24 protein-coding genes are annotated in these 24,660 nt (G+C 68.2%); 16 read left to right on the forward strand and 8 right to left on the reverse strand.

The features are described from left to right. The 3 genes from CD928_RS18710 to CD928_RS18720 form a co-directional block, all read right to left on the reverse strand. On the reverse strand, positions 1–558 hold the full coding sequence (locus tag CD928_RS18710; RefSeq protein ID WP_255247245.1) for a nucleoside 2-deoxyribosyltransferase domain-containing protein: 558 nt from the start codon (positions 556–558) through the stop codon (positions 1–3). Then, positions 555–2,798, reverse strand: coding sequence for a phosphoribosylformylglycinamidine synthase subunit PurL (purL, locus tag CD928_RS18715; RefSeq protein ID WP_095388592.1), 2,244 nt, complete (start codon positions 2,796–2,798; stop codon positions 555–557). The genes CD928_RS18710 and purL overlap by 4 nt, the downstream gene beginning before the upstream one ends. 79 nt (positions 2,799–2,877) lie before the next feature. After that, on the reverse strand, positions 2,878–3,531 hold the full coding sequence (locus CD928_RS18720; protein WP_095388593.1) for a hypothetical protein: 654 nt from the start codon (positions 3,529–3,531) through the stop codon (positions 2,878–2,880). Positions 3,532–3,604: 73 nt separating this feature from the next. Here CD928_RS18720 and CD928_RS18725 point away from each other — a divergent pair, with 73 nt between their 5' ends. From CD928_RS18725 to tgt, 7 genes are all read left to right on the forward strand, one after another. Further along, positions 3,605–3,868 carry an exodeoxyribonuclease VII small subunit gene (locus tag CD928_RS18725; protein ID WP_095388594.1) on the forward strand — a complete coding sequence of 88 codons (264 nt, stop codon included), beginning with the start codon at positions 3,605–3,607 and terminating at the stop codon, positions 3,866–3,868. A gap of 3 nt (positions 3,869–3,871) precedes the next feature. Further along, positions 3,872–4,795, forward strand: coding sequence for a polyprenyl synthetase family protein (locus tag CD928_RS18730; RefSeq protein WP_095388595.1), 924 nt, complete (start codon positions 3,872–3,874; stop codon positions 4,793–4,795). Further along, positions 4,795–5,301: a pantetheine-phosphate adenylyltransferase gene (gene coaD, locus CD928_RS18735; protein WP_095388596.1), complete on the forward strand. Its 507-nt coding sequence runs from the start codon at positions 4,795–4,797 to the stop codon at positions 5,299–5,301. The genes CD928_RS18730 and coaD overlap by 1 nt, the downstream gene beginning before the upstream one ends. A 196-nt stretch (positions 5,302–5,497) precedes the next feature. Further along, on the forward strand, positions 5,498–6,325 hold the full coding sequence (locus CD928_RS18740) for a peptidylprolyl isomerase (protein ID WP_255247246.1): 828 nt from the start codon (positions 5,498–5,500) through the stop codon (positions 6,323–6,325). A gap of 24 nt (positions 6,326–6,349) precedes the next feature. Continuing rightward, complete coding sequence (queA, locus tag CD928_RS18745) at positions 6,350–7,375, forward strand: tRNA preQ1(34) S-adenosylmethionine ribosyltransferase-isomerase QueA (RefSeq protein ID WP_095388597.1); 1,026 nt, start codon at positions 6,350–6,352, stop codon at positions 7,373–7,375. Positions 7,376–7,455: 80 nt separating this feature from the next. Further along, positions 7,456–9,651, forward strand: coding sequence for a bifunctional diguanylate cyclase/phosphodiesterase (locus CD928_RS18750; RefSeq protein WP_095388598.1), 2,196 nt, complete (start codon positions 7,456–7,458; stop codon positions 9,649–9,651). 57 nt (positions 9,652–9,708) lie between these two features. Then, positions 9,709–10,833, forward strand: coding sequence for a tRNA guanosine(34) transglycosylase Tgt (tgt, locus tag CD928_RS18755; protein WP_095388599.1), 1,125 nt, complete (start codon positions 9,709–9,711; stop codon positions 10,831–10,833). 3 nt (positions 10,834–10,836) lie between these two features. Here the strand turns inward: tgt and CD928_RS23495 are convergent, their stop codons facing one another. Further along, positions 10,837–11,007 carry a NepR family anti-sigma factor gene (locus CD928_RS23495; protein WP_176473633.1) on the reverse strand — a complete coding sequence of 57 codons (171 nt, stop codon included), beginning with the start codon at positions 11,005–11,007 and terminating at the stop codon, positions 10,837–10,839. Between the two features lie 211 nt (positions 11,008–11,218). Between CD928_RS23495 and CD928_RS18760 the strand changes: the two genes are divergently transcribed. The 8 genes from CD928_RS18760 (at position 11,219) to CD928_RS18795 (ending at position 19,298) form a co-directional block, all read left to right on the forward strand. Next, positions 11,219–12,010 carry a response regulator gene (locus CD928_RS18760; RefSeq protein WP_095388600.1) on the forward strand — a complete coding sequence of 264 codons (792 nt, stop codon included), beginning with the start codon at positions 11,219–11,221 and terminating at the stop codon, positions 12,008–12,010. Between the two features lie 226 nt (positions 12,011–12,236). Beyond that, positions 12,237–14,945 carry a bifunctional [glutamine synthetase] adenylyltransferase/[glutamine synthetase]-adenylyl-L-tyrosine phosphorylase gene (locus CD928_RS18765; RefSeq protein ID WP_095388601.1) on the forward strand — a complete coding sequence of 903 codons (2,709 nt, stop codon included), beginning with the start codon at positions 12,237–12,239 and terminating at the stop codon, positions 14,943–14,945. Then, positions 14,942–15,406: a peroxiredoxin gene (locus tag CD928_RS18770; protein WP_095388696.1), complete on the forward strand. Its 465-nt coding sequence runs from the start codon at positions 14,942–14,944 to the stop codon at positions 15,404–15,406. The genes CD928_RS18765 and CD928_RS18770 overlap by 4 nt, the downstream gene beginning before the upstream one ends. Next, positions 15,403–16,194, forward strand: coding sequence for a ferritin-like domain-containing protein (locus tag CD928_RS18775; RefSeq protein WP_255247247.1), 792 nt, complete (start codon positions 15,403–15,405; stop codon positions 16,192–16,194). The genes CD928_RS18770 and CD928_RS18775 overlap by 4 nt, the downstream gene beginning before the upstream one ends. 185 nt (positions 16,195–16,379) lie before the next feature. After that, a complete protein-coding gene (locus tag CD928_RS18780) occupies positions 16,380–17,021 on the forward strand; it encodes a M23 family metallopeptidase (protein ID WP_095388697.1) in 642 nt (213 codons plus the stop codon). Positions 17,022–17,108: 87 nt separating this feature from the next. After that, on the forward strand, positions 17,109–17,450 hold the full coding sequence (gene erpA, locus CD928_RS18785) for an iron-sulfur cluster insertion protein ErpA (protein ID WP_095388698.1): 342 nt from the start codon (positions 17,109–17,111) through the stop codon (positions 17,448–17,450). Positions 17,451–17,489: 39 nt separating this feature from the next. Continuing rightward, the gene (xth, locus tag CD928_RS18790) at positions 17,490–18,260 is read left to right on the forward strand and encodes an exodeoxyribonuclease III (RefSeq protein WP_095388603.1); all 771 of its coding nucleotides are present in this window, start codon (positions 17,490–17,492) and stop codon (positions 18,258–18,260) included. A gap of 108 nt (positions 18,261–18,368) precedes the next feature. Continuing rightward, complete coding sequence (locus CD928_RS18795) at positions 18,369–19,298, forward strand: hypothetical protein (RefSeq protein WP_095388604.1); 930 nt, start codon at positions 18,369–18,371, stop codon at positions 19,296–19,298. A gap of 67 nt (positions 19,299–19,365) precedes the next feature. On the opposite strand, the gene CD928_RS18800 is transcribed toward CD928_RS18795, so the two are convergent. The 3 genes from CD928_RS18800 to CD928_RS18810 all read right to left on the reverse strand — a co-directional run bounded on the left by CD928_RS18800 (position 19,366) and on the right by CD928_RS18810 (position 23,181). Continuing rightward, a complete protein-coding gene (locus CD928_RS18800; protein WP_095388699.1) occupies positions 19,366–20,487 on the reverse strand; it encodes a DUF1501 domain-containing protein in 1,122 nt (373 codons plus the stop codon). A gap of 3 nt (positions 20,488–20,490) precedes the next feature. Continuing rightward, positions 20,491–21,927, reverse strand: coding sequence for a DUF1800 family protein (locus CD928_RS18805; RefSeq protein ID WP_095388605.1), 1,437 nt, complete (start codon positions 21,925–21,927; stop codon positions 20,491–20,493). Between the two features lie 84 nt (positions 21,928–22,011). Next, on the reverse strand, positions 22,012–23,181 hold the full coding sequence (locus CD928_RS18810; protein WP_095388606.1) for an N-acetyltransferase: 1,170 nt from the start codon (positions 23,179–23,181) through the stop codon (positions 22,012–22,014). A 128-nt stretch (positions 23,182–23,309) separates the two neighbouring features. Between CD928_RS18810 and CD928_RS18815 the strand changes: the two genes are divergently transcribed. After that, positions 23,310–24,398 (forward strand): fatty acid desaturase, encoded by a 1,089-nt coding sequence (locus CD928_RS18815; RefSeq protein ID WP_095388700.1) that lies wholly within the window; start codon positions 23,310–23,312, stop codon positions 24,396–24,398. A gap of 14 nt (positions 24,399–24,412) precedes the next feature. Here CD928_RS18815 and CD928_RS18820 read toward each other — a convergent pair whose 3' ends face one another. Further along, positions 24,413–24,646, reverse strand: coding sequence for a hypothetical protein (locus CD928_RS18820; RefSeq protein WP_141237196.1), 234 nt, complete (start codon positions 24,644–24,646; stop codon positions 24,413–24,415). Positions 24,647–24,660 lie beyond the last annotated feature (14 nt).

Here is a 24,660-nt window from a genome sequence, read left to right on the forward strand (position 1 = left end):
TCACTCCTGCGAAGCCGTCTCCGGCATCGTCCAGCCCGCCACCCGCCGCCGCACCGCCGCGGCGAGTTCGTCCATCGTCGCGACCTGCTCGACGCCATAATGTTCGGCGGTGATATCGACATTGCCCTTGCGCCAAAAGCCCTCGGGACAGAGCAGGATCAATTTTCCGCCGCGCGCGTGGAGGCCCATTTCGAGCAGGCTGATCGGGCTCTGCGATCCGGGCGCGAAATACATCACGACGATGTCGGCCGATTCGAGCGCGCCGAGTTCCCATTCGACCTGGCGGCGAAATTCAGGCTCGCCCGCCTCCGGCTTCCAAGCCGGGTTCCAGTCGGGCCGCCGCGGATTGAGAAAGACGACATCAAGGTCGCCGAGCGATTTTACCAGCTCGGCCTGCCAGTCGGCCGCGCGGCCCATGTCGATGCTGCCGCCGAGGAAGATGCGCGGCCGGCTATGGTCCGCGGGCAGCGCCTGCGGTGAGGTGACTATGCGGGGCGCAGCTTGCGCGGGCAGGGCGGTCGTCAGCAGCGCCAGTGCGACGAGCGCGCGCCGCATCATGCGAGCGCCGCGTCGGCCCCCATCAGCGCCGGAAAGAAGCCCTCATGCGCGTCGCGCAGTTCGGCGAGCGTCACCTGGTGATCGCTCTCGGGCAGTTCGAAGACGATGCGGTCCTTGATCGTGCGACCGAGCGGGTCGACCGGAACGTCGGCGCGGCCCGCGGCGTCGAGGAAGTCGGCAAGGCAGGTGTCGCAGACGGTGACGAGGTAGAGACCCTGATCCTCACCGAAGAAGCTCTCGGCGATGCCGAAGGGCTGCTCTTCACTGATGAGGACACCGATGTTCGATTTGAGCGCCATTTCGGCAAGCGCCACCGCGACACCGCCGTCGGAAACATCGTGGCAGGCGGTGATCCAGCCCGCATTGATCGCGCCGCGGATGAAGTCGCCGGTGCGCTTTTCGGCTTTCAGGTCGACGGGCGGCGGCGGGCCTTCCTCGCGGCCGAGGATTTCGCGCAGCCACACCGACTGGCCGAGGTGCCCGGCGCGCTCGCCGACCGCGAGCACGATGTCGCCGGTGCGCTTGAAGCCGATGCCGACCGCCTTGGCGAGATCGTCGATCACGCCGACGCCGCCGATCGCGGGGGTCGGCAGGATCGCGCTGCCGCCGCCGGTCGCCTTGCTCTCGTTATAGAGGCTGACGTTGCCCGACACGATCGGATAGTCGAGCGCGCGGCACGCCTGGCCCATGCCGTCGAGGCAGCCGGTGATCTGGCCCATGATCTCGGGGCGTTGCGGGTTGGCGAAGTTGAGGCAGTTGGTGATCGCGAGCGGCGTCGCGCCAACCGCGGTGATGTTGCGCCAGGTTTCGGCGACCGCCTGCTTGCCGCCCTCGACGGGGTCGGCGTAGCAATAGCGCGGGGTGCAGTCGGTGCTCATCGCGAGCGCGCGGTTGGTGCCGTGGATGCGGACGAGCGCGGCGTCGCCGCCGGTCTGCACCGTGTCGGCGCCGACCTGGCTGTCATACTGCTCCCAGATCCAGCGGCGGCTGGCGATATCGGGGGCGCCCATCAAAGTCTTGAGGTCGGCCGCAACGTCAGCCGTCTCGGGAATGTTTGTCAGTTCGGCCTGCTTCGGCGTCGGGACGTGCGGCCGGTCGTAGAGCGGCGCGTCGTCGGCAAGCGGGGCGAGCGGGATGTCGCAGACGATCTCGCCCTTATGCTCGAGCACCATGCGCCCGGTATCGGTGACGGTGCCGATGACCGCGAAGTCGAGTTCCCATTTGTGGAATATCGCGGCGGCGAAGTCCTCGCGGCCGGGCTTCAGGACCATCAGCATGCGTTCCTGGCTTTCCGACAGCATCATCTCATACGCCGTCATGCCGGTCTCGCGCTGCGGCACGTCGTCCATCTTGAGGTGGAGGCCGACGCCGCCCTTCGACGCCATCTCGACCGACGAGCTGGTCAGCCCCGCGGCGCCCATGTCCTGGATCGCGACGATCGCGTCCGACGCCATCAGCTCGAGGCACGCCTCGATCAGCAGCTTTTCGGTGAAGGGATCGCCGACCTGCACCGTCGGGCGCTTTTCCTCGGCGTCCTCGCCGAAGTCCGCCGATGCCATCGTCGCACCGTGGATGCCGTCGCGGCCGGTCTTCGAGCCGACATAGACGATCGGATTGCCGACGCCGCTCGCGGCCGAATAGAAGATCTTGTCCTGCTCGGCGACGCCGACGGTCATCGCGTTGACGAGGATGTTGCCGTCATAGGCCTTGTGGAAATTGACCTCGCCGCCGACCGTGGGCACGCCGACGCAATTGCCGTAGCCGCCGATACCGTGGACGACGCCCGAGATCAGATGCTTCATCTTCGGATGGTCGGGGCTGCCGAAACGCAGCGCGTTGAGGTTCGCGACCGGGCGCGCGCCCATGGTGAAGACGTCGCGCAGGATGCCGCCGACCCCGGTCGCCGCGCCCTGATAGGGTTCGATGTACGACGGGTGGTTGTGGCTCTCCATCTTGAAGATGGCGGCGAGCTTCTTGCCGTCCGGGCCTTCGCCGATGTCGATGACGCCGGCATTCTCGCCAGGGCCGCAGATCACCCACGGCGCTTCGGTCGGCAGCTTCTTCAAATGGATGCGCGAGCTTTTGTAGCTGCAATGTTCGGACCACATGACCGAGAAGATGCCGAGTTCGACGAGGTTCGGCTCGCGCCCGAGCGCGTGGAGGACGCGATCATATTCCTCAGGCGAAAGGCCGTGCTCGGCGACGATTTCGGGGGTGATGGCGGTTGCGGGCTGAGTCATGGCGCGCCTTTAGCCGCGCGCGCGCGATAGGAACAGACCCCATGCGTCCTTTTTGGGATCGGGCCGCGCGATCGCCGGTTCAGGCAGCGGCGGCGACGCGGTTGCGCCCCGCCCACCAGGCCGTCAACGCGAGCAGCGCATAGGCGAAAAGCATCGTCGCGGGGATGGCGAGCGAATAGGCGGGTTCCTTCGGGCCGAACCAGTCGATCGCCTGGAACAGCGCGAGCAACCCTGCCAGCACCCACAGCCGCAGAGGACCCGAGGGCGCTCGCGTCCGTGCCGCATAATAGACGAGCGCGCCGCCGGTCAGCAGGATCTCCAGCGGCATTTCGATCAGCGGATGGTTCCAGAGGCCCAGCCCCAGCTTCGGCGGCGCACCGAACAGCGTGAGGTCGGGGATATGGACGATCAGGTCGAGCAGCCAGTGCGAAAGGACGACGAGCCCCGCGCCGATCGCCGCCGTGCGCCGCCGCGTCGCGAGCCCGACCAACCCGCCGAACACCGCGCCCCACAGCAGCGCGCCGAGCAGGCTGTGCGTATAGGGCATGTGATAGAGGTCCATCGGGTTCATCACGGTGATGCCGGGGACGATCCGCATCGCCTCGACGCCCGGGATCAGCAACGCCGCGAAGCCGATGTCGACGATCTGCGCGGCGACGAACAAGGTGCCGAGCCCGGCGGCGCGGGGGCGGGCGGCGGCGACCAGCGCCGGGGCGAAGTGGCCGACGAACATGGCGCGAGCCTATCGCCGCGCGGGGCGACGTCAAGCTTGACCGCATGGGGCCGAAGAGGCCAAAGCAGGCGCCATGACGGACACGCCCGACCCCGCCGCCGCCGCTGGACTCGCCTCGCTGTCGTTCGAGGCGGCGATGGGCGAGCTCGAAACGATCGTGCGGCGGCTCGAAAGCGGCGATGTCAGCCTCGAGGAATCGGTTGCGCTCTACGAGCGCGGCCACGCGCTGCGCGCGCATTGCGAAGCGCGGCTCGCCGCGGCGCAGGCGCGTATCGAACAGGTCAGCCTCGGCGCCGACGGCCAGCCCGCGGGAACCGCGCCCTTCGGCGAAGCCTGACCCGTGGCGGCGCTCGTCGAGGGCGGCACGGAGGCGGACGCGCTCATCGTGCGCGCGGCGCAGGCCGAGGTCGCCGACGGAATCGACGGGCTTTTCGACCGCTTGCTCGCGATCCCGACCGACCCGCGCGGTCCGCTTTACGAAGCGATGCGCCACGCCGCGATCGGCGGTGGCAAGCGGCTGCGTCCGCTGCTCGTGCGCGCGGCGGGCGACCTTTATCATGTCGACCGCGCGCCGGCGCTGCGCGTCGGGGCGGCGGTCGAGGCGATGCACGTCTATTCGCTGATCCACGACGATCTGCCCTGCATGGACGACGACGACATGCGCCGCGGCAAGCCGACGGTGCACAAGGCCTATGGCGAGGCGACCGCGATCCTCGCGGGCGATTCGCTCCACGCGCTCGCCTTCGAGTGGCTGATCGATTCCGCGACCCATGCCGACCCGTTCGTCCGCGGCGAGCTGGTGCGCGAGCTGGCGCGCGCGGCGGGACCGGCCGGCATGGCGGGCGGGCAGATGATGGACCTCGCCGCCGAAACCGCCGATTTCGACCTGCCGACCGTGACGCGGCTGCAGCAGCTCAAGACCGGCGCGCTGATCGGCTTCTCGGTCGAGGCGGGCGCGATCCTCGCCCGCATCCCGGCCGAGGGCCGCACGCCGCTGCGCGGCTATGCGCGCGACATCGGGCTCGCCTTTCAGATCGCCGACGACATCATGGACGTCGAGGGCGACGAGGCGCTCGCGGGCAAGGCGCTGCACAAGGACGACGCAGCGGGCAAGGCGACCTTCGTCACGCTGATGGGGATCGAGCGCGCCCGCGAACAGGCGGCGCTGCTCGTCGAGCAGGCGATCGCCCATCTGTCGGGTTTCGGCGAGGAGGCCGCGCTGCTGCGCGCCATCGCGCGCTATGTGGTGGAAAGGGACCGTTGATGCGCATTGGGGTTTATCCCGGGACGTTCGATCCGATCACGCTCGGGCATATGGACATCATCCGCCGCGGCGCGAAGCTGGTCGACCGGCTCGTGATAGGGGTGACGACCAACATCACCAAATCGCCGCTGTTCGACGACGACGAGCGCATCGCGATGGTGCGCAGCGAGGTCGCGGCGATCGAGGGCGACATTCGCGTCGTCGGCTTCAACGCGCTGCTGATGGATTTCGCGGAGCGCGAGGGTGCGAGCGTCATCGTCCGCGGCCTGCGCGCGGTCGCCGACTTCGAATATGAATATCAGATGGCGGGGATGAACCAGCAACTCAACGACCGGATCGAGACGGTCTTCCTGATGGCCGACGTCGGGCTGCAGCCGATCGCGTCGCGGCTGGTCAAGGAAATCGCGATCTTCGGCGGTGATATCCACAAATTCGTCACCCCCGCGGTGCGCGAGGCGGTCGTCGGCCGCATCGCCGAACGGGGGCTTCGGCAGGGCGAAGGCTGATCGTTATTTTCTGGAATGCGCGGCACCGGCCCGCTCCCCCACCCGGCCTCCCCGACGATAGTAGCCTATGGGAGGTCGGGTGGGGGAGCGGGCCGGTGCCGCTTCATCCATACGCAATCATTGAGCGTTCAGCTTTTTCCCGCTAGGTCGCGCCGACGGGGCGCAAACCGGATTCACTGACAAAGGCCGATATAGTATGAAATTCACTTTTCGCCCCATGATCCTGACGGTGATGGCGCTCGGCCTCGCGGCTTCGGCCGTCGCGCAGGAAGCGCCGCCGCCGCCGGGGCCGACGCCAGAGGGAAATCCGACCCCGACCGAAATCCCGGCTCCGGCGCCGCCCGCCGAAACGCCTCCCCCTGAAGCGCCGCCGGCCGAGACGCCGCCGGCCGACGCCCCGGCCGCGGCCGATGCGGCTCCGGCGGTCGCGCCGCCGGTGATCCCGGCGATGACGCCCGACCAATATCTGAACAATCCCGAATATATGCTCGACCTCGACCTCTCGACCGGCGGACGGGTGGTGATCCAGCTCTATCCCAACGTCGCGCCGAACCATGTCGCGCGGGTCAAGGAACTCGCGCGCGCGGGCTTTTACGACGGGGTCAAGTTCCACCGCGTGATCGACGGCTTCATGGCGCAGACGGGCGATCCGACCGCGACCGGACAGGGCGGTTCGAAGCTCCCCGACCTCAAGGCCGAATTCAACGATATGCCGCACCTGCGCGGCACGGTGTCGATGGCGCGCGCCGAGGGGGAGGACAGCGCGAACAGCCAGTTCTTCATCATGTTCCAGCCGCGCTTCGCGCTCGACCATCGCTATACGGTGTTCGGCCGCGTGGTGTCGGGGATGCAATATGTCGATGCGATCCAGAAGGGCGAGCCGCCCGCGCTGATGTCGCGCATGGTGCAGGTGTCGGTCGCCGCCGACAACAAGCCGGTGCCGCCCGCCGCGATGCTGACCGAAACGCAGCCAGCCGCGCCCGCGATCACCGCCGACCAGCTCAACGCGCCGATCGCGCAGTAACCGGGCAAGGACGCGCGGACCCTCATGCGCGTCGACGCCTTCGATTTCGACCTGCCGCCCGAACGCATCGCGCTCCGCCCCGCGCGGCCGCGCGATGCGGCGCGGATGCTCGTCGTCGAGGGCGGCGCGATCGGCGATGCGGTCGTTCGGGACCTGCCGAACCGGCTGCGCGCCGGCGACTGCCTCGTCTTCAACGACACGCGCGTCATCCCGGCCCAGCTCGAAGGGCGCCGGGGGGAGGCGAAGATCGGCGCGACGCTCCACAAGCGCATCGGCCTTCGCCGCTGGCAGGCGTTCGTCCGCAACGCGAAGCGGTTGCGCGTCGGCGAGACGGTCGATTTCGGCGCGGGGGTCGCGGCGCTCGCCGAAGAGCGGCTTCCCGACGGCAGCTTCGTCCTCGCCTTCGCGGGCGACGAGCCGGTCGAGATACTGCTCGAGCGCGCGGGCACGATGCCGCTGCCGCCCTATATCGCGGGCAAGCGCGCGACCGACGAAGCCGACCGCAGCGACTATCAGACGATGTTCGCGAGGCAGGACGGCGCGGTCGCCGCGCCCACCGCCGCGCTGCACTTCACCCTATCGCTGCTCGATACGCTCACCGCCGCCGGCATCGGATCCGAGACGCTGACGCTTCACGTCGGCGCCGGAACTTTCCTGCCCGTGAAGGCCGACGACACCGAAGACCATGTCATGCACGCCGAATGGGGCCGCATCGATGCCGCGACCGCCGACCGCCTCAACGCGGTGCGCGCGGCGGGCGGGCGCGTGATCGCAGTCGGCACGACGAGCCTCCGCCTCCTTGAAAGCGCGGCGCGCGAGGACGGCGTCATCGCACCGTTCGAAGGCGATACCGCGATCTTCATCACCCCCGGCTATCGCTTCAAGGCGATCGACGGGCTGATGACCAATTTCCACCTGCCGCGCTCGACCCTGTTCATGCTGGTCAGCGCGCTGATGGGACTGGAGACGATGCAGGCGGCCTATGCCCATGCGATCGCGCAGGATTACCGTTTCTACAGCTATGGCGACGCGAGCCTGCTGCTCCCCTGAGCGGGCGGATATTTACATTATTGCAAGGCATTCCGGGCATAGCGGGCGCTTGGTTGGGGCCAGCAAGAGTTTTTGAGCCGATGGACAGGGCATCGCGGATCGATGCGGGCGACGTTGAGGGGAATGCCGACGACGCGGAACAGCGCGGTTTTTTCGGCCGGTTCGGCGCGCGCATCGGCAAGGGGCGGAACGATTCCGCGCCCAATCTTCATACGCGCGAAGCCTTGCTGCTGCTCCAGAATTACGAGGAAAGCCGCCAGGGCTGGTTCTGGTCGACCGACGCCGCGGGGCGCCTGACCTATATCACCGACGCGGTCGCGCGGCTGATGGGCCGGAGCGGCGGCGAGTTGCTCGGCACGCCCTTCGTCGACCTCTTCCTGCCCGCCGACAGCAATGGCGAGCGGCAGCGGACGCTGCCCTTCCTCCTCACCCGCCAGTCGAAGTTCGACGATCTGCCGCTGCGCGCCGCGAGCGCTGCCGACGGCGAGGAGCGCTGGTGGGCAGTGTCGGGACGTCCGCATTTTGGCGGCGGCGGCGATTTCGCCGGCTATCGCGGCAGCGGCACCGACATCACGGCGCAGCGCCGGTCGGCCGAAGACGCGTCGCGGCTCGCGCTCTACGATTCGCTCACCGGCCTTGCCAACCGCTTCCACATCTCGAAGAAGCTCGATTCGACGCTCGCCGCCTTTGCGCAGCAGCAGCGGTCGTGCGCGATCATGCTGCTTGACCTCGACCGCTTCAAGCAGGTCAACGACACGCTCGGCCATCCGGCGGGCGACGCGCTGCTCAAGCAGGTCGCAGAGCGGCTGCTCAAGATCGTCGGCGACAAGGAAATGGTGAGCCGCCTCGGCGGCGACGAATTCCAGATCATCCTCCCCGACCAGGAGGATCGCGGCAAGCTGGGCGACGTCGCCGCCGACATCATCGCCAGCCTGTCGCAACCCTATTCGGTCGAGGGCAGCCGCTGCATCATCGGCGCCTCGGTCGGCGTCGCGATCAGCCCCTTCGACGGCGTGGCCAGCGACGACCTCGTCCGCAACGCCGACCTCGCGCTCTATGCCGCGAAGGGTGGCGGCCGCGGCCGTTTCCGCTTCTATTCGAGCGACCTCCACCAGGCCGCCGAAGACCGCCGCGCGCTCGAAGAGGATCTGCGCGACGCGCTCGGCCGGGGACAGATGGAATTGCATTACCAGCCGGTGGTGCAGGCGAAGTCGAACATGGTGACCGGCGTCGAGGCGCTGGTGCGCTGGAACCACCCCGAGCGCGGGCCGATCTCGCCGTCGCTGTTCGTCCCGATCGCCGAGGAGGCCAATCTGATCTGGGCGCTCGGCGAATGGGTATTGCGCAAGGCGTGCGAGGACGCCGCGCGCTGGCCGGGCGACATGCGCGTCGCGGTCAACGTCTCGCCGATCCAGTTCGCGAACGAGGATCTGCCGAGGGTGGTGGCGAGCGCGCTGGCGACGACGGGCCTCGAACCCGACCGGCTCGAACTCGAGATCACCGAAAGCGTCTTCCTTGGCGATTCGAACGAGACCGCGCGCATGTTCAAGGCGCTGAAGGGGCTCGGCGTCCGGCTCGCGCTCGACGATTTCGGCACCGGCTATTCGTCGCTCGGCTATCTGCAGTCAGCGCCGTTCGATAAGATCAAGATCGACCAGAGCTTCGTGCGCGGCGCGACGGTTAGGGGGTCTCGGAATGGGGCGATCATTGCGGCGATCGTCGCACTGGCCGAGGCGCTGGAGATGGAAACGACCGCCGAGGGCATCGAATCGCTCGACCAGCTCGACCTGATCCGCAAGCTCCACGTCAGCCATGTGCAGGGCTTCGTCTACAGCAAGCCGGTGCCGCATGGCGAGCTTCTGGAGCATGCCGAGGCCGGGTCCTGGATGATCAAGCCCGCGGGCCCCGCCAAGCAGCGCACCGACCGCGTCTCGCTGTTCCGCAAGGTCGCCGCGATCCACGACAACCATCGCTATGGCGTCGTGATGCGCAACCTGTCGGCGTCGGGCGCCTTCATCGAGGGGCTGCTCGAGGTTCCGGTCGGCACCCGCTTCGTGATCGATTTCGGCGAGGGACAGCTCGTCACCGCGGTCGTGCGCCGCTCGATGAAGCATCAGCAGGGCATCGAATTCGAGCAGTCGCTGGTCAGCGACGGCAATGGCGGCCTGTGCACGCGCCACCGCGTCTCGCCCTATCTGATCGCCGCCGCCGCCCAGAACACGCCGGCGATGGCGCTGCCCGCCTTCACCACGACGAGCGACTGGCAAGCCGCCTGACCGCGCCGCTCCCGCCGTCTCGACTTTCAGCGCCACTCCCGTCATAGGGCGCGCGCCATGACCGACAGATTCGCCTTCCAGGTCGCCGCGACCGACGGCGCCGCGCGCACCGGCGTCATCCGCATGATGCGCGGCGAGATCCGCACTCCCGCCTTCATGCCCGTCGGCACCGCGGCGACGGTGAAGGCGATGCGGCCTGCCGAAGTGCGCGCGACTGGCGCCGACATCATCCTCGGCAACACCTATCATCTGATGCTGCGCCCCGGCGCCGAGCGGATGGCACGCCTGGGCGGGCTGCACGCCTTCATGGGCTGGGACCGGCCGATCCTGACCGACAGCGGCGGCTATCAGGTGATGAGCCTGTCCGCGCTCACCAAGCAGAGCGAGGAGGGAGTCGCGTTCCAGAGTCACCTCGACGGTTCGCGCCACATGCTGACCCCCGAACGCTCGATGGAGATCCAGCGCCTGCTCGGCAGCGATATCGTCATGGCGTTCGACGAATGCCCGCCCGCCGGGGTCGACGCGAAGCGCGCCGAGGCGAGCATGGATCGTTCGATGCGCTGGGCGGCGCGCAGCCGCGCGGGCTTCGACACGGGTGGGGAGCATGCGGCGCGATCGGCGCTGTTCGGCATCCAGCAGGGATCGCTCGACGAGCGGCTGCGCGCGCGCTCGGCCGCTGCGCTGACCGACATCGGCTTCGACGGCTATGCGATCGGCGGGCTGGCGGTGGGCGAGGGGCAGGAGGCGATGTTCGGCGTGCTCGACTATGCGCCCGCGCAGCTTCCCGCCGACAAGCCCCGCTATCTGATGGGCGTCGGCAAGCCCGACGACCTCGTCGGCGCGGTCGCGCGCGGGGTCGACATGTTCGATTGCGTGCTGCCGACGCGGTCGGGCCGCAACGGCCAGGCCTTCACCTGGGACGGCCCGGTCAACATCCGCAATGCGAAGCATGCCGAGGATCTGGGCCCGCTCGATGCGTCGTGCGACTGTCCGGTTTGCATGACCTGGTCGCGCGCCTATCTCCACCATCTTGTCCGCTCGGGCGAGATGCTGGGCGCGATGCTGATGACCCAGCATAATCTGCATTTCTATCAGGCGCTGATGCAGGCGATGCGCGACGCGATCGCGGCGGGGCGTTTTGCCGCCTTCCAGGCGGATTTCGAAGCGCGTTACCGGCGCTGAAGATCAGTTGAGCTTGTTGAGCAGGTCGAGCATCGACTGCGGAATCGTCTCGTCGACCGCCGACTCGTAAGCGCGGCGCAGGGCGAGATTAACGTCCTGACCTTTGCGGGGGTTTTTCTTTTCGGCGTCTTTCCCGGAAGCCTTGGGTTGAGGCGATCCGGATTCAGACGACATTATCGAGGTATCCGCTGAACATGGGGCCTTCTGCTAACCGCGCCTTCACCAAAGAGCAATGGCGCGTTTGCTGCTTTCCCATGAAACTAATTTACGGCTAGATCGTTCCGCTACGGAGCAATTATATCGGGCGCCGGCGGCACGGGGGTGAAAGCGTCCGCTTCCGCGGTGTTTAAGGCAGGTTTTCCGGCCTGTATCAGGAGGTTTTCATATGTCATTGGGTCAGGCGATCGCGCCGCATCTTCCCTATCTGCGCCGCTATGGGCGTGCCATTTCGGGAAGCCAGACGAGCGGCGATGCGCTGGTGGCCCAATTGCTCGAGACGCTGGTCGCCAATCCGGGTGCTGTCGACACCGGCGCCGACCTGCGAATCCAGCTCTATCGCATGGTCCACGACAATTTCGGCCTCGCGAGCGCGCAGGCGCCCGCTGACGCGGAAACGGCGGCCGATATCGCGATCGCCGACGCGCGGCTCCGGCGCATTCCCTCGCTCGCTCGCCAGGCCCTGCTGCTGACCGCGGTCGAAGGTTTCGGCGAAGCCGAGACGGGGCGCATCATCGGGCGCGACGCCGACGCGGTGCGCAAGCTGATCGCCGAGGCGCTCGACGAGATCGACCGCCAGACGCGCGCGCGCATCCTGATCATCGAGGACGAACCGATCATCGCGATGGATATCGAGATGATCGTCCGCGACCTGGGGCACGAGGTGGTTGCCGTCGCGACGACGCATCGCGAGGCGGTGGCCGAGGCGCAGGCGCACCAGCCGGGGCTCGTCCTCGCCGACATCCAGCTCGCCGACAACAGTTCGGGGATCGAGGCGGTGCAGGAGATTCTGAGCGATCTGAAGGTGCCGGTCATCTTCATCACCGCCTTCCCCGAGCGGCTGCTGACCGGTGACCGCCCCGAGCCCGCCTTCCTGCTCACCAAGCCCTATCAGCCCGCGACGCTCCGCGCCGCGGTGTCGCAGGTGCTGTTCTTCGACCAGAGCACGGTCCCGGCCTGAGGGCGGGCGGGTCGCTCCTGTTGGGCGAAGCGCCATCATCACCGCTTCGTCATGCTGAACTTGTTTCAGCATCCATGGCCAGGTCTCTCCTTCCAGGCGACCCCGACATTCGAGGGCAGGCCATGGACCCTGAAACGAGTTCAGGATGACGAGGTTGGGGACGGCAGCGTTGCAATGACGCACTTGGGGTTGCCCCGTGGGCAGGGGCAGGCGATAGCGGCGGGCGATGACCGCATCCGACGCCTCCGCCCGCCAGTCGGCGCTCGCCCGGCTGACCGCCAACGCGCCTTTTCTCGCGCGGCTCGCTGATCTCTATCCCGATGATGTTACGCGCTATCTGGCCGAAGGCGCCGACGCGGCGCTCGCGAGCGTCGCGTCGCCGCCCGCGGATGACGACATCATGCGCGCGCTGCGTCAGTGGCGCGGCCGGATCGCGCTGCTCCTCGCGCTCGGCGACCTGTCGGGCGAGCATGACGTCGCCGCGACCACACGGCGGCTGTCGGCCTTCGCCGACCAGGCGTGCGACGCGGCGCTCGCCGCGGCCTTCGCCGAGCGGGTGCCGGACGAGGAACCGCGCGGGCTTTCGGTCATTGCGCTCGGCAAGCTCGGCAGCCACGAGCTCAATTACTCGTCGGACATCGACCCGATCCTGATCTTCGACCCCGAGACATTGCCCCGGCGCTCGCGCGACGACCCCGACGAGGCCGCGGTGCGGATCGCGCGGCGGGTGGTCGAAATCCTCTCGGCGCGCACGGCCGACGGCCATGTGCTGCGCGTCGACCTGCGGCTGCGCCCGCACCCCGAGGTGACGCCGATCGTGCTGCCGGTGAGCGCGGCGATCTCTTACTATGAATCCGAGGCGCTCGCGTGGGAGCAGGCGGCCTTCATCCGCTCGCGCGCGTCGGCGGGCGACCGCGCGCTCGGCGGAAATTTTCTCGCCGCGATCCAGCCCTTCATCTGGCGCCGCAGCCTCGATTTCCGACAACTCAAGGAAATCGGGGCGATGAGCGACCGCATCCGCGACCATTTCGCGCAAGGCCAGCAATTCGGCCCCGGCTACGACCTCAAGCGCGGGCGCGGCGGCATCCGCGAGATCGAATTCTTCGCGCAGGTCCACCAGCTCATCTACGGCGGCCGCGACCCGTCGCTGCGCGCTCCCGCCACCGTCGACGCGCTCGCCGCGCTCGCGAAGGCCGGACGGATCGACGCCGACGTCGCCACGCGGCTGACCGGCCACTACGCCACGCTGCGCCGGATCGAGCATCGGCTGCAGATGATCGAGGACCAGCAGACGCACAGCCTGCCGATCCAGCCCGATGCGCTCGACGCGGTCGCGCGGCTCGACGGCGAGGCCGACGGTGCGGGGCTGCTCGCGACGCTTCTGCCCGTCGTGACCGACGTCGGTGCCTGCTACGACAGCCTGGTGGTCGAGCGCGCCGCGACCGGCGGGCTCCCCCGCGATGAAGGCGAACTGGCGGGGGCGCTGATGGCGGCGGGCTTCGAGCCACCCGACGGGGCACTGCGCGCCATCGCCGAATGGCGCGGCGGCAAGCTGCGCGCGCTGCGCAGCCCCGCGGCGCTCGAAGCGCTCGAGGCGGTGCTTCCCGAACTGGTCAAGGCGATCGGCGCGGCGCCCGATCCGCAGGCGACGCTCGTGCGCTTCGACAAGCTGGTCGCGGGGCTGCCGAGCGCGGTGGGCTTCTTTCACCTGCTCGCGGCGCAGCCCGAGCTCGCGAAGATCGCGACGCGCATCCTGTCGATCGCCCCGACGCTCGCCGATGCGCTCGGCGCGCGGGTCGAGCTGATCGAGGGGCTGATCGACAAGCGCGCCTTCGACGCGCCCGCGACCAAGGCCGAACTGCTCGCCGAATGGACGCCGGGGCTCGCGGGGCTCGACTATGAGCGGCTGCTCGACCGCGCGCGCGACCGCGTCGGCGAGCGGCGCTTCGCCTATGGGGTGCAGCTCATCGCCGGGGCGACAGACCCGATGGCGATCGCCTGCGGCTATTCCGAACTCGCCGAGGCGGCGCTGCAGGTTCTCGCCGACGCGACCGTCGCCGAGTTCGAGGCGGCGCACGGGCGCGTCCCGGGCAGCGAACTCGTCGTGCTCGCGCTCGGCCGGCTCGGGGGCAGGGCGCTGACCCACGCGTCGGACCTCGACCTCATCTATCTCTTCACCGGCGATCACCTCGCCGAATCGGACGGGCCGCGCCCGCTTGGCGCGACGACCTATTACAACCGCCTCGCGCAGCGCGTGACCGGGGCGATGTCGGTGCCGACGGCGGCGGGCAAGCTCTACGACGTCGACACGCGCCTGCGCCCCCAGGGCGCGCAGGGCCCGCTCGTCGTCACCCTCGACAGCTTCGAGCGCTATCAGCGCGAGGAGGCGTGGACGTGGGAGCATATGGCGCTGCTCCGCGCGCGGCCGGTCTACGGCTCGGACGCAGCGAAGGCGGCGGTGCAGCGCATCGTCGACGATCTGCTCGCCGCGCCGCGCGAACGCAAGAAGCTGGCGCAGGACGCCGCCGAGATGCGGGACAAGATCGCCGCGCACAAGCCCGCGAAAGGCCCGCTCGACATCAAGGGCGGGCCGGGCGGGCTCGTCGACCTCGAATTCGCGATGCAGGTCACGCAGCTCGCGAGCGGCCAGTGCCACGACCCCAATATCGGTTCGGCGCTCGCCTGCCTGAAGGCGAGCGGGCTCGCGCCGGCCGAGGTGTGCGACGCGCACGGCCTGCTCGGGCGGATGCTCGTGATGCTGCGGCTGACCGCGCCCGACGGGGAACCCGCGACCCCCGCCGCGCGTCAGCTCGTCGCGAGCGCCTGCGGCGAGCCGGGCTGGCCGCAACTGCTTGCCGCGCATGACGCGGCGCGGCAGGAGATCGCGAACTGGTGGGCCTCGATTCGTCCGCCGCAGCAGGAGACCAAGCCATGACTCTCGCCATCGGCGATGCCATTCCCGCCGTGACGCTGCTCGATGCCGACGGCGCGGCGATCGATCTGAAGGCGCTGAAGGGCGCGCCGCTGGTCGTCTATTTCTACCCCAAGGCCGACACGCCGGGCTGCACGGTCGAGGCGCAGGACTTCACGCGTCTCGCGCCCGAGTTCGCGCATCTGAACGCACAAGTGCTGGCGGTGTCGCGCGACGCACCGGCGAAGCTCTGCAAGTTCCGCGACAAATATGGGCTCACCGTGCGGCTGGCCTCGGACGAGGATGGCAAGGCGTGCGAGGCGTTCGGCACCTGGGTGGAGAAACAGAATTACGGCCGCACCTATATGGGAATCGAGCGCTCGACATTTTTGTTCGGCGCCGACGGCAAGCTCGCGCAGCTATGGCGCAAGGTGCGCGTGAAGGGGCATGCCGACGCGGTGCTGGAGGCGGCGAAGGCGCTTTGACCAGCCTCGGCGAAGCCGCGCGGGCGGTCCTGCTGACGCCGGACCCGCACGACAAGCGCCGCGCGGCGCGCGCGCTGGCGCGGGAATGGCGGCGCGGCGCACTCGACCATCGCTGCGATACGCCGATGCCGGACCAGCCGGCGTGGCCCGCGGTGCCCGAATTGCTGGCGCCGAGCCAGATGCCGCGGCGCCGCAAGGGCGGGTCCGAACGCGGCCGCATCGCGATGCTCCACGCGCTCGCGCATATCGAATTCGTCGCGATCGACCTCGCGGTCGATCTGGTGGGGCGTTTCGGCGGAGCATTTCCGCGCGGCTTCGTCGACGACTGGCTCGGCGTCGCGGCCGACGAGGCGATGCATTTCGCGCTGCTCGACCGGCGGCTGCGCGCGCTCGGCAGCCATTATGGCGCGCTTCCCGCGCACGCCGGCCTCTGGGAAGCGGCGGCGGCGACCGCCGACGATGCGCTGGCGCGGCTCGCGATCGTGCCGATGGTGCTCGAGGCGCGGGGGCTCGACGTCACCCCGGCGACGGTCGATCGCTTCCGCGCGGTCGGCGACGAGGCGTCGGCGCGGATTTTATCGCGTATTTACAAGGACGAAATCCGGCATGTGCGCGCGGGCACAGTCTGGTTCGGCTGGATGTGCGACGAACGGGGATTCAACGTGGTCGAAACGTGGCAAAGCCTCGTAAAATCGCGCTTTCGCGGGAGTTTGAAGCCGCCGTTCAACGACTCGGCGCGCCGTGACGCCGGTTTAACGCAAGAATACTACGCGGTTATTGCTTCGTAACCTTTGCCCATGCACCAAGGCTCCCGCGGGCAGGGAATTATCCCATCCAGACAAACAACCGGCACCGGCGGAGCAAAAAACACCGTCGGCGACATGGCTAAGAGCGGGGTCGATACGTGCGGAACGCGACACGAACGCAAAGGTTTCATCTCGGACTGATTTTCTGCGCGCTGGCGTCGATGGGCATGACCGCCCCGGCGCACGCGGTCGAAACGAGCGCCGCCGCCGGCGTGCCCGTTCCCGACGAGCCCGACGACGAGGGCTTCGACGCGGGCGTGACTCCCTCGGTCAAGGAAGACGGTGAAGCGCGCGCGGTGTTCCAGGCGTGGAAGCGCCTCGATACGGGCCTCACCGCCTCGATTGGCGTTTCGGTGCCCTCGCGCCGCCCGATCGAGCAGATGTCGCTCTCCTCCTCCTATGGCATGCGCACCCACCCGATCACGGGCCGCGTCGCGCGCCACAACGGCATCGACATCCCCGCACCCCGCGGCACCCCCATTTACGCGACCGCCGACGGCATCGTCGGCCGCGCCCAGCGCCTCGGCGGCTATGGCAATTATGTCGAGATCGAGCATGGCAACGCGATCGAGACGCGCTACGGCCACATGTCCTCCTACATCGTCCATCCGGGGCAGCAGGTGAAGAAGGGCGAAATCATCGGTTATGTCGGCTCGACGGGCCGTTCGACCGGCAACCATCTGCACTATGAAGTCCGTATCGACGGCGCGCCGGTCAACCCGCTGCCCTTCGTCCGTTCGGACTCGATGGCGATCGCCGCGCTCTCGGGCGACGGCAAGGCGCTCGCGATGGGCGGTCCCGAAGAATAAGACTTTCAGGGTCGGAGAGGAGGGGCGCCCTCCGGCCAAAGGCCGGGGCGCCCTTTTCATTTGCGCGCGAAGCCCTATCTTGGCGTCATGGCCACCCAGCTTTCCGATATCGCCCTGTCCCCCGCCGCCGCGGCGCGCGTGCGCTGGATCGCCGAACGCAAGGGCGCTGATCTTCCCGCGCTGCGTCTTGCGGTCGACGGCGGCGGCTGCTCGGGTTTCACCTATCGCTTCGATCTGGCCGAAACCATCGACGCCGACGACATCGTCACCGAGACCGATGGGGTGAAGCTGGTCGTCGATCCGGTCAGCATGGACCTGGTGCGCGGCTGTACCGTCGATTTCGTCGATTCGCTCGGCGGATCGTCGTTCAAGGTCGAGAACCCGAACGCCGCCTCAGGCTGCGGCTGCGGATCGAGCTTCTCGATCTGACGCCTTTCCTGGCGAAACGCTTCCTGCCATAGACGGGCGATGAAAATCGCCACCTTCAACATCAACGGCATCAAAGCGCGGATGCCGCGCCTCGTCGAATGGCTCGAGGAAACCCAGCCCGACGTCGCCTGCCTGCAGGAACTGAAATCGAGCGACGAGACGATGCCGACCGCCGAGATCGAGGCGGCGGGGTACGGCATGCTCTATCACGGGCAAAAGGGGTTCAACGGCGTCGCGATCCTCGCGCGCGGCACCGAGCCGGTCGAAATCCAGCGCGGCCTCGCCGGCGAGGCCGAGGACGAGCAGTCGCGCTATCTGGAGGCCGACGTCCACGGCATCCGGGTCGCGTCGATCTACCTTCCCAACGGCAACCCGCAGCCGGGCCCGAAATTCGATTACAAGCTGCGCTGGATGAAGCGGCTGCGCGAGCGCGCACGCGCCCTGCTCGCCGCCGAAATCCCGACCATCCTGACCGGCGATTATAATGTCATCCCGCACGACGACGACGTCTGGGACCCGCGCGCGATGGCGAACGACGCGCTGATGCAGCCCGATTCGCGCGATGCGTATTTCCGGATGCTCGGCGATGGCTGGACCGACGCGATCCGCAGCCGCCATCCGGCCGGGGGCGTCTGGACCTTCTGGGACTATCAGGCGGGCGGCTGGCAACGCGACCACGGCTTTCGCATCGACCATCTCCTGCTCAGCCCCGCGCTCGCCGACCGGCTGGTCGACGCCGGCGTCGACAAGGATCACCGCGGCCGCGAAAAGGCGAGCGACCATGCGCCGACCTGGGCGGTGCTGCGCTAGGTTTCGAGCGCCTCTCACCCGAACGGGGGGAAGCGAAGATTTATGGGCAAGCCCCTGTTTCGGCCTGGAATGCCGCGCTGGGCAGGGAGTGATCGCAGGGGAGGCGCGATGAAAAAGATATGGATGGGCGCCGCCGCTCTGTGGGGTGCGCTGCTTCTGGCGGCCGGCCCGGCGCGGGCGCAGACCCCGGTCAGCGGCTCCGACTGTCAAGCCGAACAGGCTGCGATGCGGCGGCTGGGCGCCCCGGATGCGGCGGTGCGGGAAGCTCTGCTGCCGCCGGGTGTCGAACGCGCCGATGCCACTGCCGACGCCTTGGCGGTGATGAGAGACGCCTTCAAGGACTCCCTGTCCACCGCCCAGGCGGCCGGTGCCAAGGAAGATGCCGCAACCTTCCGGCTGATGATTTGTGCCTACGATGCGGCGATCGCCGGAAGGCGGGGAGCCAATCCCAAAGGACATGGCGCGGCAGCCTCTGCTGCAGGCGGCAGCATGGCCGTGCAGTCCTCCGGACCATTGCCCTCGGGGAAGCGTTGGGGAAATGATTGTCTGAAAATCGACAAGCTGCAGCGCGCCCGTTTCGCGCAGGAGACTGGCAAGATCTTTGATGTGATCAACTTCATTCTCCGGAACGAATGTCCCGTGGACCAGCTTTATTATCTGAGTTTTGGCGGACCCGAGAGCAGCTATGTCTCGCCCGAGTTCATCAATCGCAAATTTCAGCAGGACGCGATGGCGGCTCCCGATAGCGCCTTTCTCCCGGATTCTCCTCCATCGGATTTCCGTCCTCTCCTCCGGCAGCCACCCGCCCATACGCCCAGTCCCCAGGGATTTGTGCAGGTCGCGCGTGCAGGCAAAAGCTATCATATGGAGGTGCCGGCAGGCGAGGCCGACAGCATGTCATCCCCCTATTGGAGTCCGAGGCAATATGTGATCGCCGCCTGCGATGTCACTCGCGGCGGGTATCTGGTGAAGATGTTCCTCAACCCGAACCAGAGCTACTTCGACTGTATTCCCAAGACGGATGGACCTGTGCGGTAGGGGGTAGAAGCGGGGCTGGCTGGATTGCACGACTAAGTGACGTTTCAATTCAGGCTCTCGCCGATGTTCAAATGTCCGGATAGAGCGTCTTCGTCACCCGCGCGGGGTCGAGCGCATAATGATGCGCGACCGCCGCCGCGATCACGCTTTCGAGGCTGCGCGTCGGCTTGAGGTCGCGCCCGTCGAAGCGTGCTGCCACGGCGAGCCCCGGCCAGTCGGCCGACACCTGCCCACCCTGGGCGAGCCCGCCGCCGAAGAACATCGCGGCCGATCCGGTGCCATGGTCGGTGCCGCCGGTGCCGTTGACCGCGACGGTGCGGCCGAATTCGGTCGCGACGATCACCAGCGTGTCGGTCCATGCGGGGCCTAGCCCCGTCTGCAGCGCGCCGACGAGCTGGTCGAGCCCGCGGAGCTGCGCATTGAGGCGCCCGCGCTGGCCGCTGTGCGTGTCCCAGCCGCCGGTTTCGACCATCATCACCCGCGCGCCGTCGGCGGGCGTCATTAGCGACGCCGCGAGCGTGCCGAGGTCGGCGCCGTTGCGGCCGTTGTTGCCGCCGATGTCGCTCGCGAGTTCCTGCGTCCTGACCGCGCTTTCCCACAGCGGGTGGAGCAGCGGATCGTCTTGGTATAGCGCGGTCAGCCGCGCGATCAGGTCGGCGTCGGCCTGTGGCAGGCGGCTCGGCGCATAGGTGGCGACGGGCGCGTCGCCGCGCAGCGCCAGCGGCACCGCGGGGGCGATGGCGAGGGCGTCGCGCTCGCTCTCGGGAAGCAGGGTGAGCAGCCGCCCGACCCAGCCGTCGGTGCGCTCATAGGGGCGCGACCCGCCACCTTCGAGCACATTCTGGCCGTCGAAATGCGATCGGTCGCGATAAGCGGTGGCGACGGCATGGGCGAAATGGGCCTGGCGAGCGGCATAGAGCGTCGCGCCGGTCGCGAGCGCGGGGTGCAACGTGAACAGCCCGCCGAGCTTCGCGCCACCCGCCACATCCTCGGCGAGCGCGCCGCGCGCGGCGGCGAAGGCGGGATCGCCGGTCGGCGCGACGATCGACAGCCCGTCGGCGGCGCCGCGCTGGATGACGAAGACGAGGCGCTTGGCCGTCCCCGCGGCGGCCCAGGCGACGCGCGGCATCGCGCTCGCGGCGGCGGCGGTCAGGCCCGAGAGGAGGAGGGTGCGGCGCGAGAATATCATCATCTATCTCCGCAGGAAGGCTGGGGTGGCGAACAGCATGGCGAGACCCTGTCCCGGACTGTCGGCGCGTGCGATCGCCTGGGCTGCCGCCGGGGTCAGGGCATCGGCGAGCAGCAGCGGCGCGAGGGCGCGCGCGTCGGCGCGGTCGCCGATCCGCCCCGCGACGCGGCTGGCGAGTTCGACGCGCTGCATCAGCGCCGCCGAGCCCGCCCAGGTGGCGACCCTGTCGTCATAGCCGGCGGGCGAGCCCGGGCGCCACAGCGGCTGGCCGAGCTGGGTGAACATCGCCGCGATATTCTGGCGCGGCCCGAGCGCCTCGGCCTTCAGGCCGCGCAGCATCGACACCGTCCAGTCCCACGGCGATTTGAACATCGCGGGCTCGGCCGCCCAGGGCTCGGGCGAGGCGACGAGCGTGCGGTAGAGCGACGAAAGGTCGCCGCCGGTCGCCTGAAAATCGGCCGCGAGCCGGTCGATCAGCGCCGCGGGCGGCGTGTCGCCCGCGAAATGGCGCGCGAGCTTGGTCGCAATGTGGCGCGCGGTCGCGGGATGGGTCGCGAGGTCGCGCAGCACCGCCTCGGCCTGCTTTGCACCGGGCTGGTCGTAACGCTTGCCGAGGATCGTCTGTGGCCCCGGCTCGTGCAGCTGGTCGATGAACACCGTGTCGCCAGGCGTCGCGTCGGCGGGCATCAGCCGCTGCCCCGCTCCGCGCCCGAGCCCCGCGACGGTCAGCCCGGTCAGCGCCTTGGCGAAGGCGGTGACGTCGGCCTGCGTATAGCCGGTGCGCACCCCCAGCGTGTGGAGCTCGAGTATCTCGCGCCCCAGATTCTCGTTGAGCCCCGGTCCGGGGCGGCCCCGGCGGGTACGGATGCGGGTCGAAACGGGGCTGTCGGGGCCGAAGCTCTGCGCCTGGTCGAGATAGAGCAGCATCGCCGGGTGGCGCACCGCGGCGATCAGCAGATCGGAAAATTTGCCGAGGATGTTGGGGCGGATCGCCTCGAACTCGAAATTGCCGGCGAAGCCGATCACCGCCAGCTTGTCTGCCGACACCGCGAAATGATTGGCCCAGAAATGGGTCAGCCGCTCGGGAAGGGGGGTGGGGGAGGCGATGGCGGCGGAGAGGCGCGCGCGCACCGCATCGGCATAATGGCCGCGGATCGCCGAGCGCGACAGGCGTTGCAGCTCGGGGGGCATCCCCTTGTCCGCTGCGTCTACCGGCTGCGCGTCGTTTGCGGCCTTACGCATCGTGGCGCGTTCGTCGCGATACTCGATATAGGCATCGGCGATCGCGGCGCGTCCCGCCAGTGCCGCGATCGGCGGCGGCGCGGGGTCGAAGGCGCCGAGTTCGGCGATCAGCGCCGCGCGCGCATCGCCCGCGGGCGCGGGGTCGTCATAACGGCGGCCGAGGCCGAAGCGGTTGGCGGCGAGATAGTGGATCGCCATGACAAAGCCCTTCCTGATGATGGCCGAGGCTGGTGCGCGTTTGTCGCAAAGCTATCCCAACGCCGGCTTTGGGCCGAAATCGCCTCAATCGAGCGGCTTGTCATAGATCTGATAGACCCGGTTCTCGGTCGCCTCGATCGCCTTCGCCACCGCGATCATCCCCTGATTATCGTCGAGCACCCAGCCGATGTCGCCCTGCTGCGCGCCATAGTCGACGACGGCGTCGCGGCGGATGAACTCGATCATCATGAAGGCGAGCGTGCTCGCCATGCGGCTGTTCTGCAGCGTCTTGACCACGCCCATCAACGGCACGCGCAGGATGCGGCTTTTGGGCTTCCTCAGCCACCAGAGCAGTTTCGCCCAGCCGAAGGGGAGGAGCGATCCCTCCATGTCGATCAGCAGCTCGTTGATGTTCGGGAGCACGATCATGAAGGCGACGGGCTGTCCGTCGAGTTCGGCGACGCGGATCAGATCCTCGAACACCAGGGTTTTCAGCTTCTTGCCGACGAAGGCGATCTCGCTGTCGGTCAGCGGCACGAAACCCCAATTATCCGACCACGCATCGTTCAAAATGCCCATGATCAGCTTCGCCTCGGCGTCGAAGCGGCTTTTGTCGACGCGGCGGATGCGGATGCGCTCATTCTTCTCGCCCGCCGCGACGATGCGGTTGACGATCGGCGGAAAGCCGTCGGTGATCCCGACCCTATAATTGATCAGCCGCTTGACCGGACGATAGCCCGCCGCCTCCACCCATGCCTGGTAGAGCGGACTGTTGTGGCCGAGCATGATCGTCGGTGGCGTGTCGAAGCCTTCGACGAGCAGGCCCGGCTCGTCCCAGATCGAGATCGACAGCGGCCCGAGCGAGCGGTGCATGCCCTGGCCGCGCAGCCAATCCTCGGCGGCGGCGAGCAGCGCGGTCGCGGTTTCCGCATCCTCGGCTTCGAGCAGCCCCCAATTGCCGGTGCCCGGCCCCATCCCCTGTTCGGCGGGCTGGGCGAGCGCGAGCGCGTCGATATGCGCCGAAATGCGCCCCACCGTCCGCCCGTCGCGGCGCGCGAGGAACAGCTGCGCCTTGCCATGCTCGAACCAGGGATTTTTGCCGGGGGTCAAGAGGTCGAAGGCCTCGCCCTTCAGCGGCGGCACCCACGCCGGATCTCCGCGATTGAGGCGAAAGGCGAGCTCGACGAACTCGCGCTTGTCGGCCTTGGTCTGGACGGGAATGATGCTGATCGGACCTGGGGTGTGCGCGGCCATGGCTGGTTTCCTGAACTGGACTTCCTATGTTTATGCGCGAGGCATTAGGGCATAGCTGCGGCGCTGGCGACCCGCATTTGGCCATCTTGCTGCCACGAAATCATGGTGAAGACCCCGATATGTTTGCGATGAACACCCTTGTCGACCGGCACTCGGTCGCGCCCGCGCCGCCGGTTCCGAAGTCGGCGATCGCCGACGATATGGCGATGATCCGCGCGGCGTCGGAGCTGACGCGCGATCTCGTCGCGCCCAGCGCGCGCATCTACTGGGCCGATTTCCTCGCCTCGGCCTTCATCGGCTATGCCGGCGTCGCTGCCGCGATCTTCGCGCCCTCGACGGCGTGGATGCTCGCCGCGGCGCTGGTCGCGGTGCTCGCGCTCTACCGCGCGGGCAGCTTCATCCACGAGATCACTCATATCCGCAAGAATGCGCTGCCGGGCTTTCGCCTCTGGTGGAATGTCCTGATCGGGGTGCCGCTGCTGATCCCCTCCTTCATGTATGAAGAGATTCACAGCCTGCACCACAATCGCACCAAATATGGCACGGTCGAGGATCCCGAATATCTGCCGCTCGCGCTGATGAAGCCATGGACGGTGCCGCTGTTCGTCGTCGCCGCGGCGTTCGCGCCGGTCGCGCTCGTCTTCCGCTATGCGGTGCTGACCCCGCTGTCCTTCCTGATCCCGCCGCTGCGCCGGATCGTGATGGAGCGATATTCGGGGCTGATCATCAACCCGATGTTCCGCCGCAAGCCCCCCGAGGGTGAGTTCCGCCGCCAATGGGCGTGGCAGGAAGGCGGCGCCTGGGCGTGGTCGACGCTGCTCGTGGCCGCCGCCGTCTTCGGCTGGGTGCCGCTCCGCGCGCTGCTGATCTTCGGGGGTATCGCCTCGGCGAGCATCGTGCTCAACCAGATCCGCACCCTCGTCGCGCATCTGTGGGAGAATGACGGCGAAGTGCTGACCGTGACCGCGCAGTTCCTCGACAGCGTCAACGTTCCCCCGCCGGGGCTGCTCCCCGAATTGTGGGCGCCGGTGGGCCTGCGCTATCACGCGCTCCACCACCTGTTGCCGGGCGTGCCCTATCATTCGCTGGCCGAGGCGCACCGCCGGTTGAAGGAGGCGCTGCCGCAGGATTCGCAATATCACAAGGCGAACTACAAGGGGCTGCCGGGACTGGTCGCGAAGCTCGTCGCGGGGTCGGCGCGGGGTGGGGCGGCGTAATCGTAGGAGTCTCGTCAGACTCCGCCACCGGACATGAAGGCGTAGCCCACGAAGACGCCGAGCACGGCGACCATCCAAATGGTCAAGGCGGCGACTAGCCAAGGCGGCCGCTTGGCGACCGACAGCAGAATGATCGCGGGAATAACGGCTCCGGCCAAGGCAAAGATGATGGAGCCGTAGCGATACCATAGTTCCTGTTCCAGACTGGAATAGGGGCCTTGGGAAAAGCTCAACGTAGCGAGGCCCATCAAGAGCCCGTTTA

Source organism: Sphingopyxis sp. GW247-27LB, from assembly GCF_002277025.1.
GTDB lineage: Bacteria > Pseudomonadota > Alphaproteobacteria > Sphingomonadales > Sphingomonadaceae > Sphingopyxis.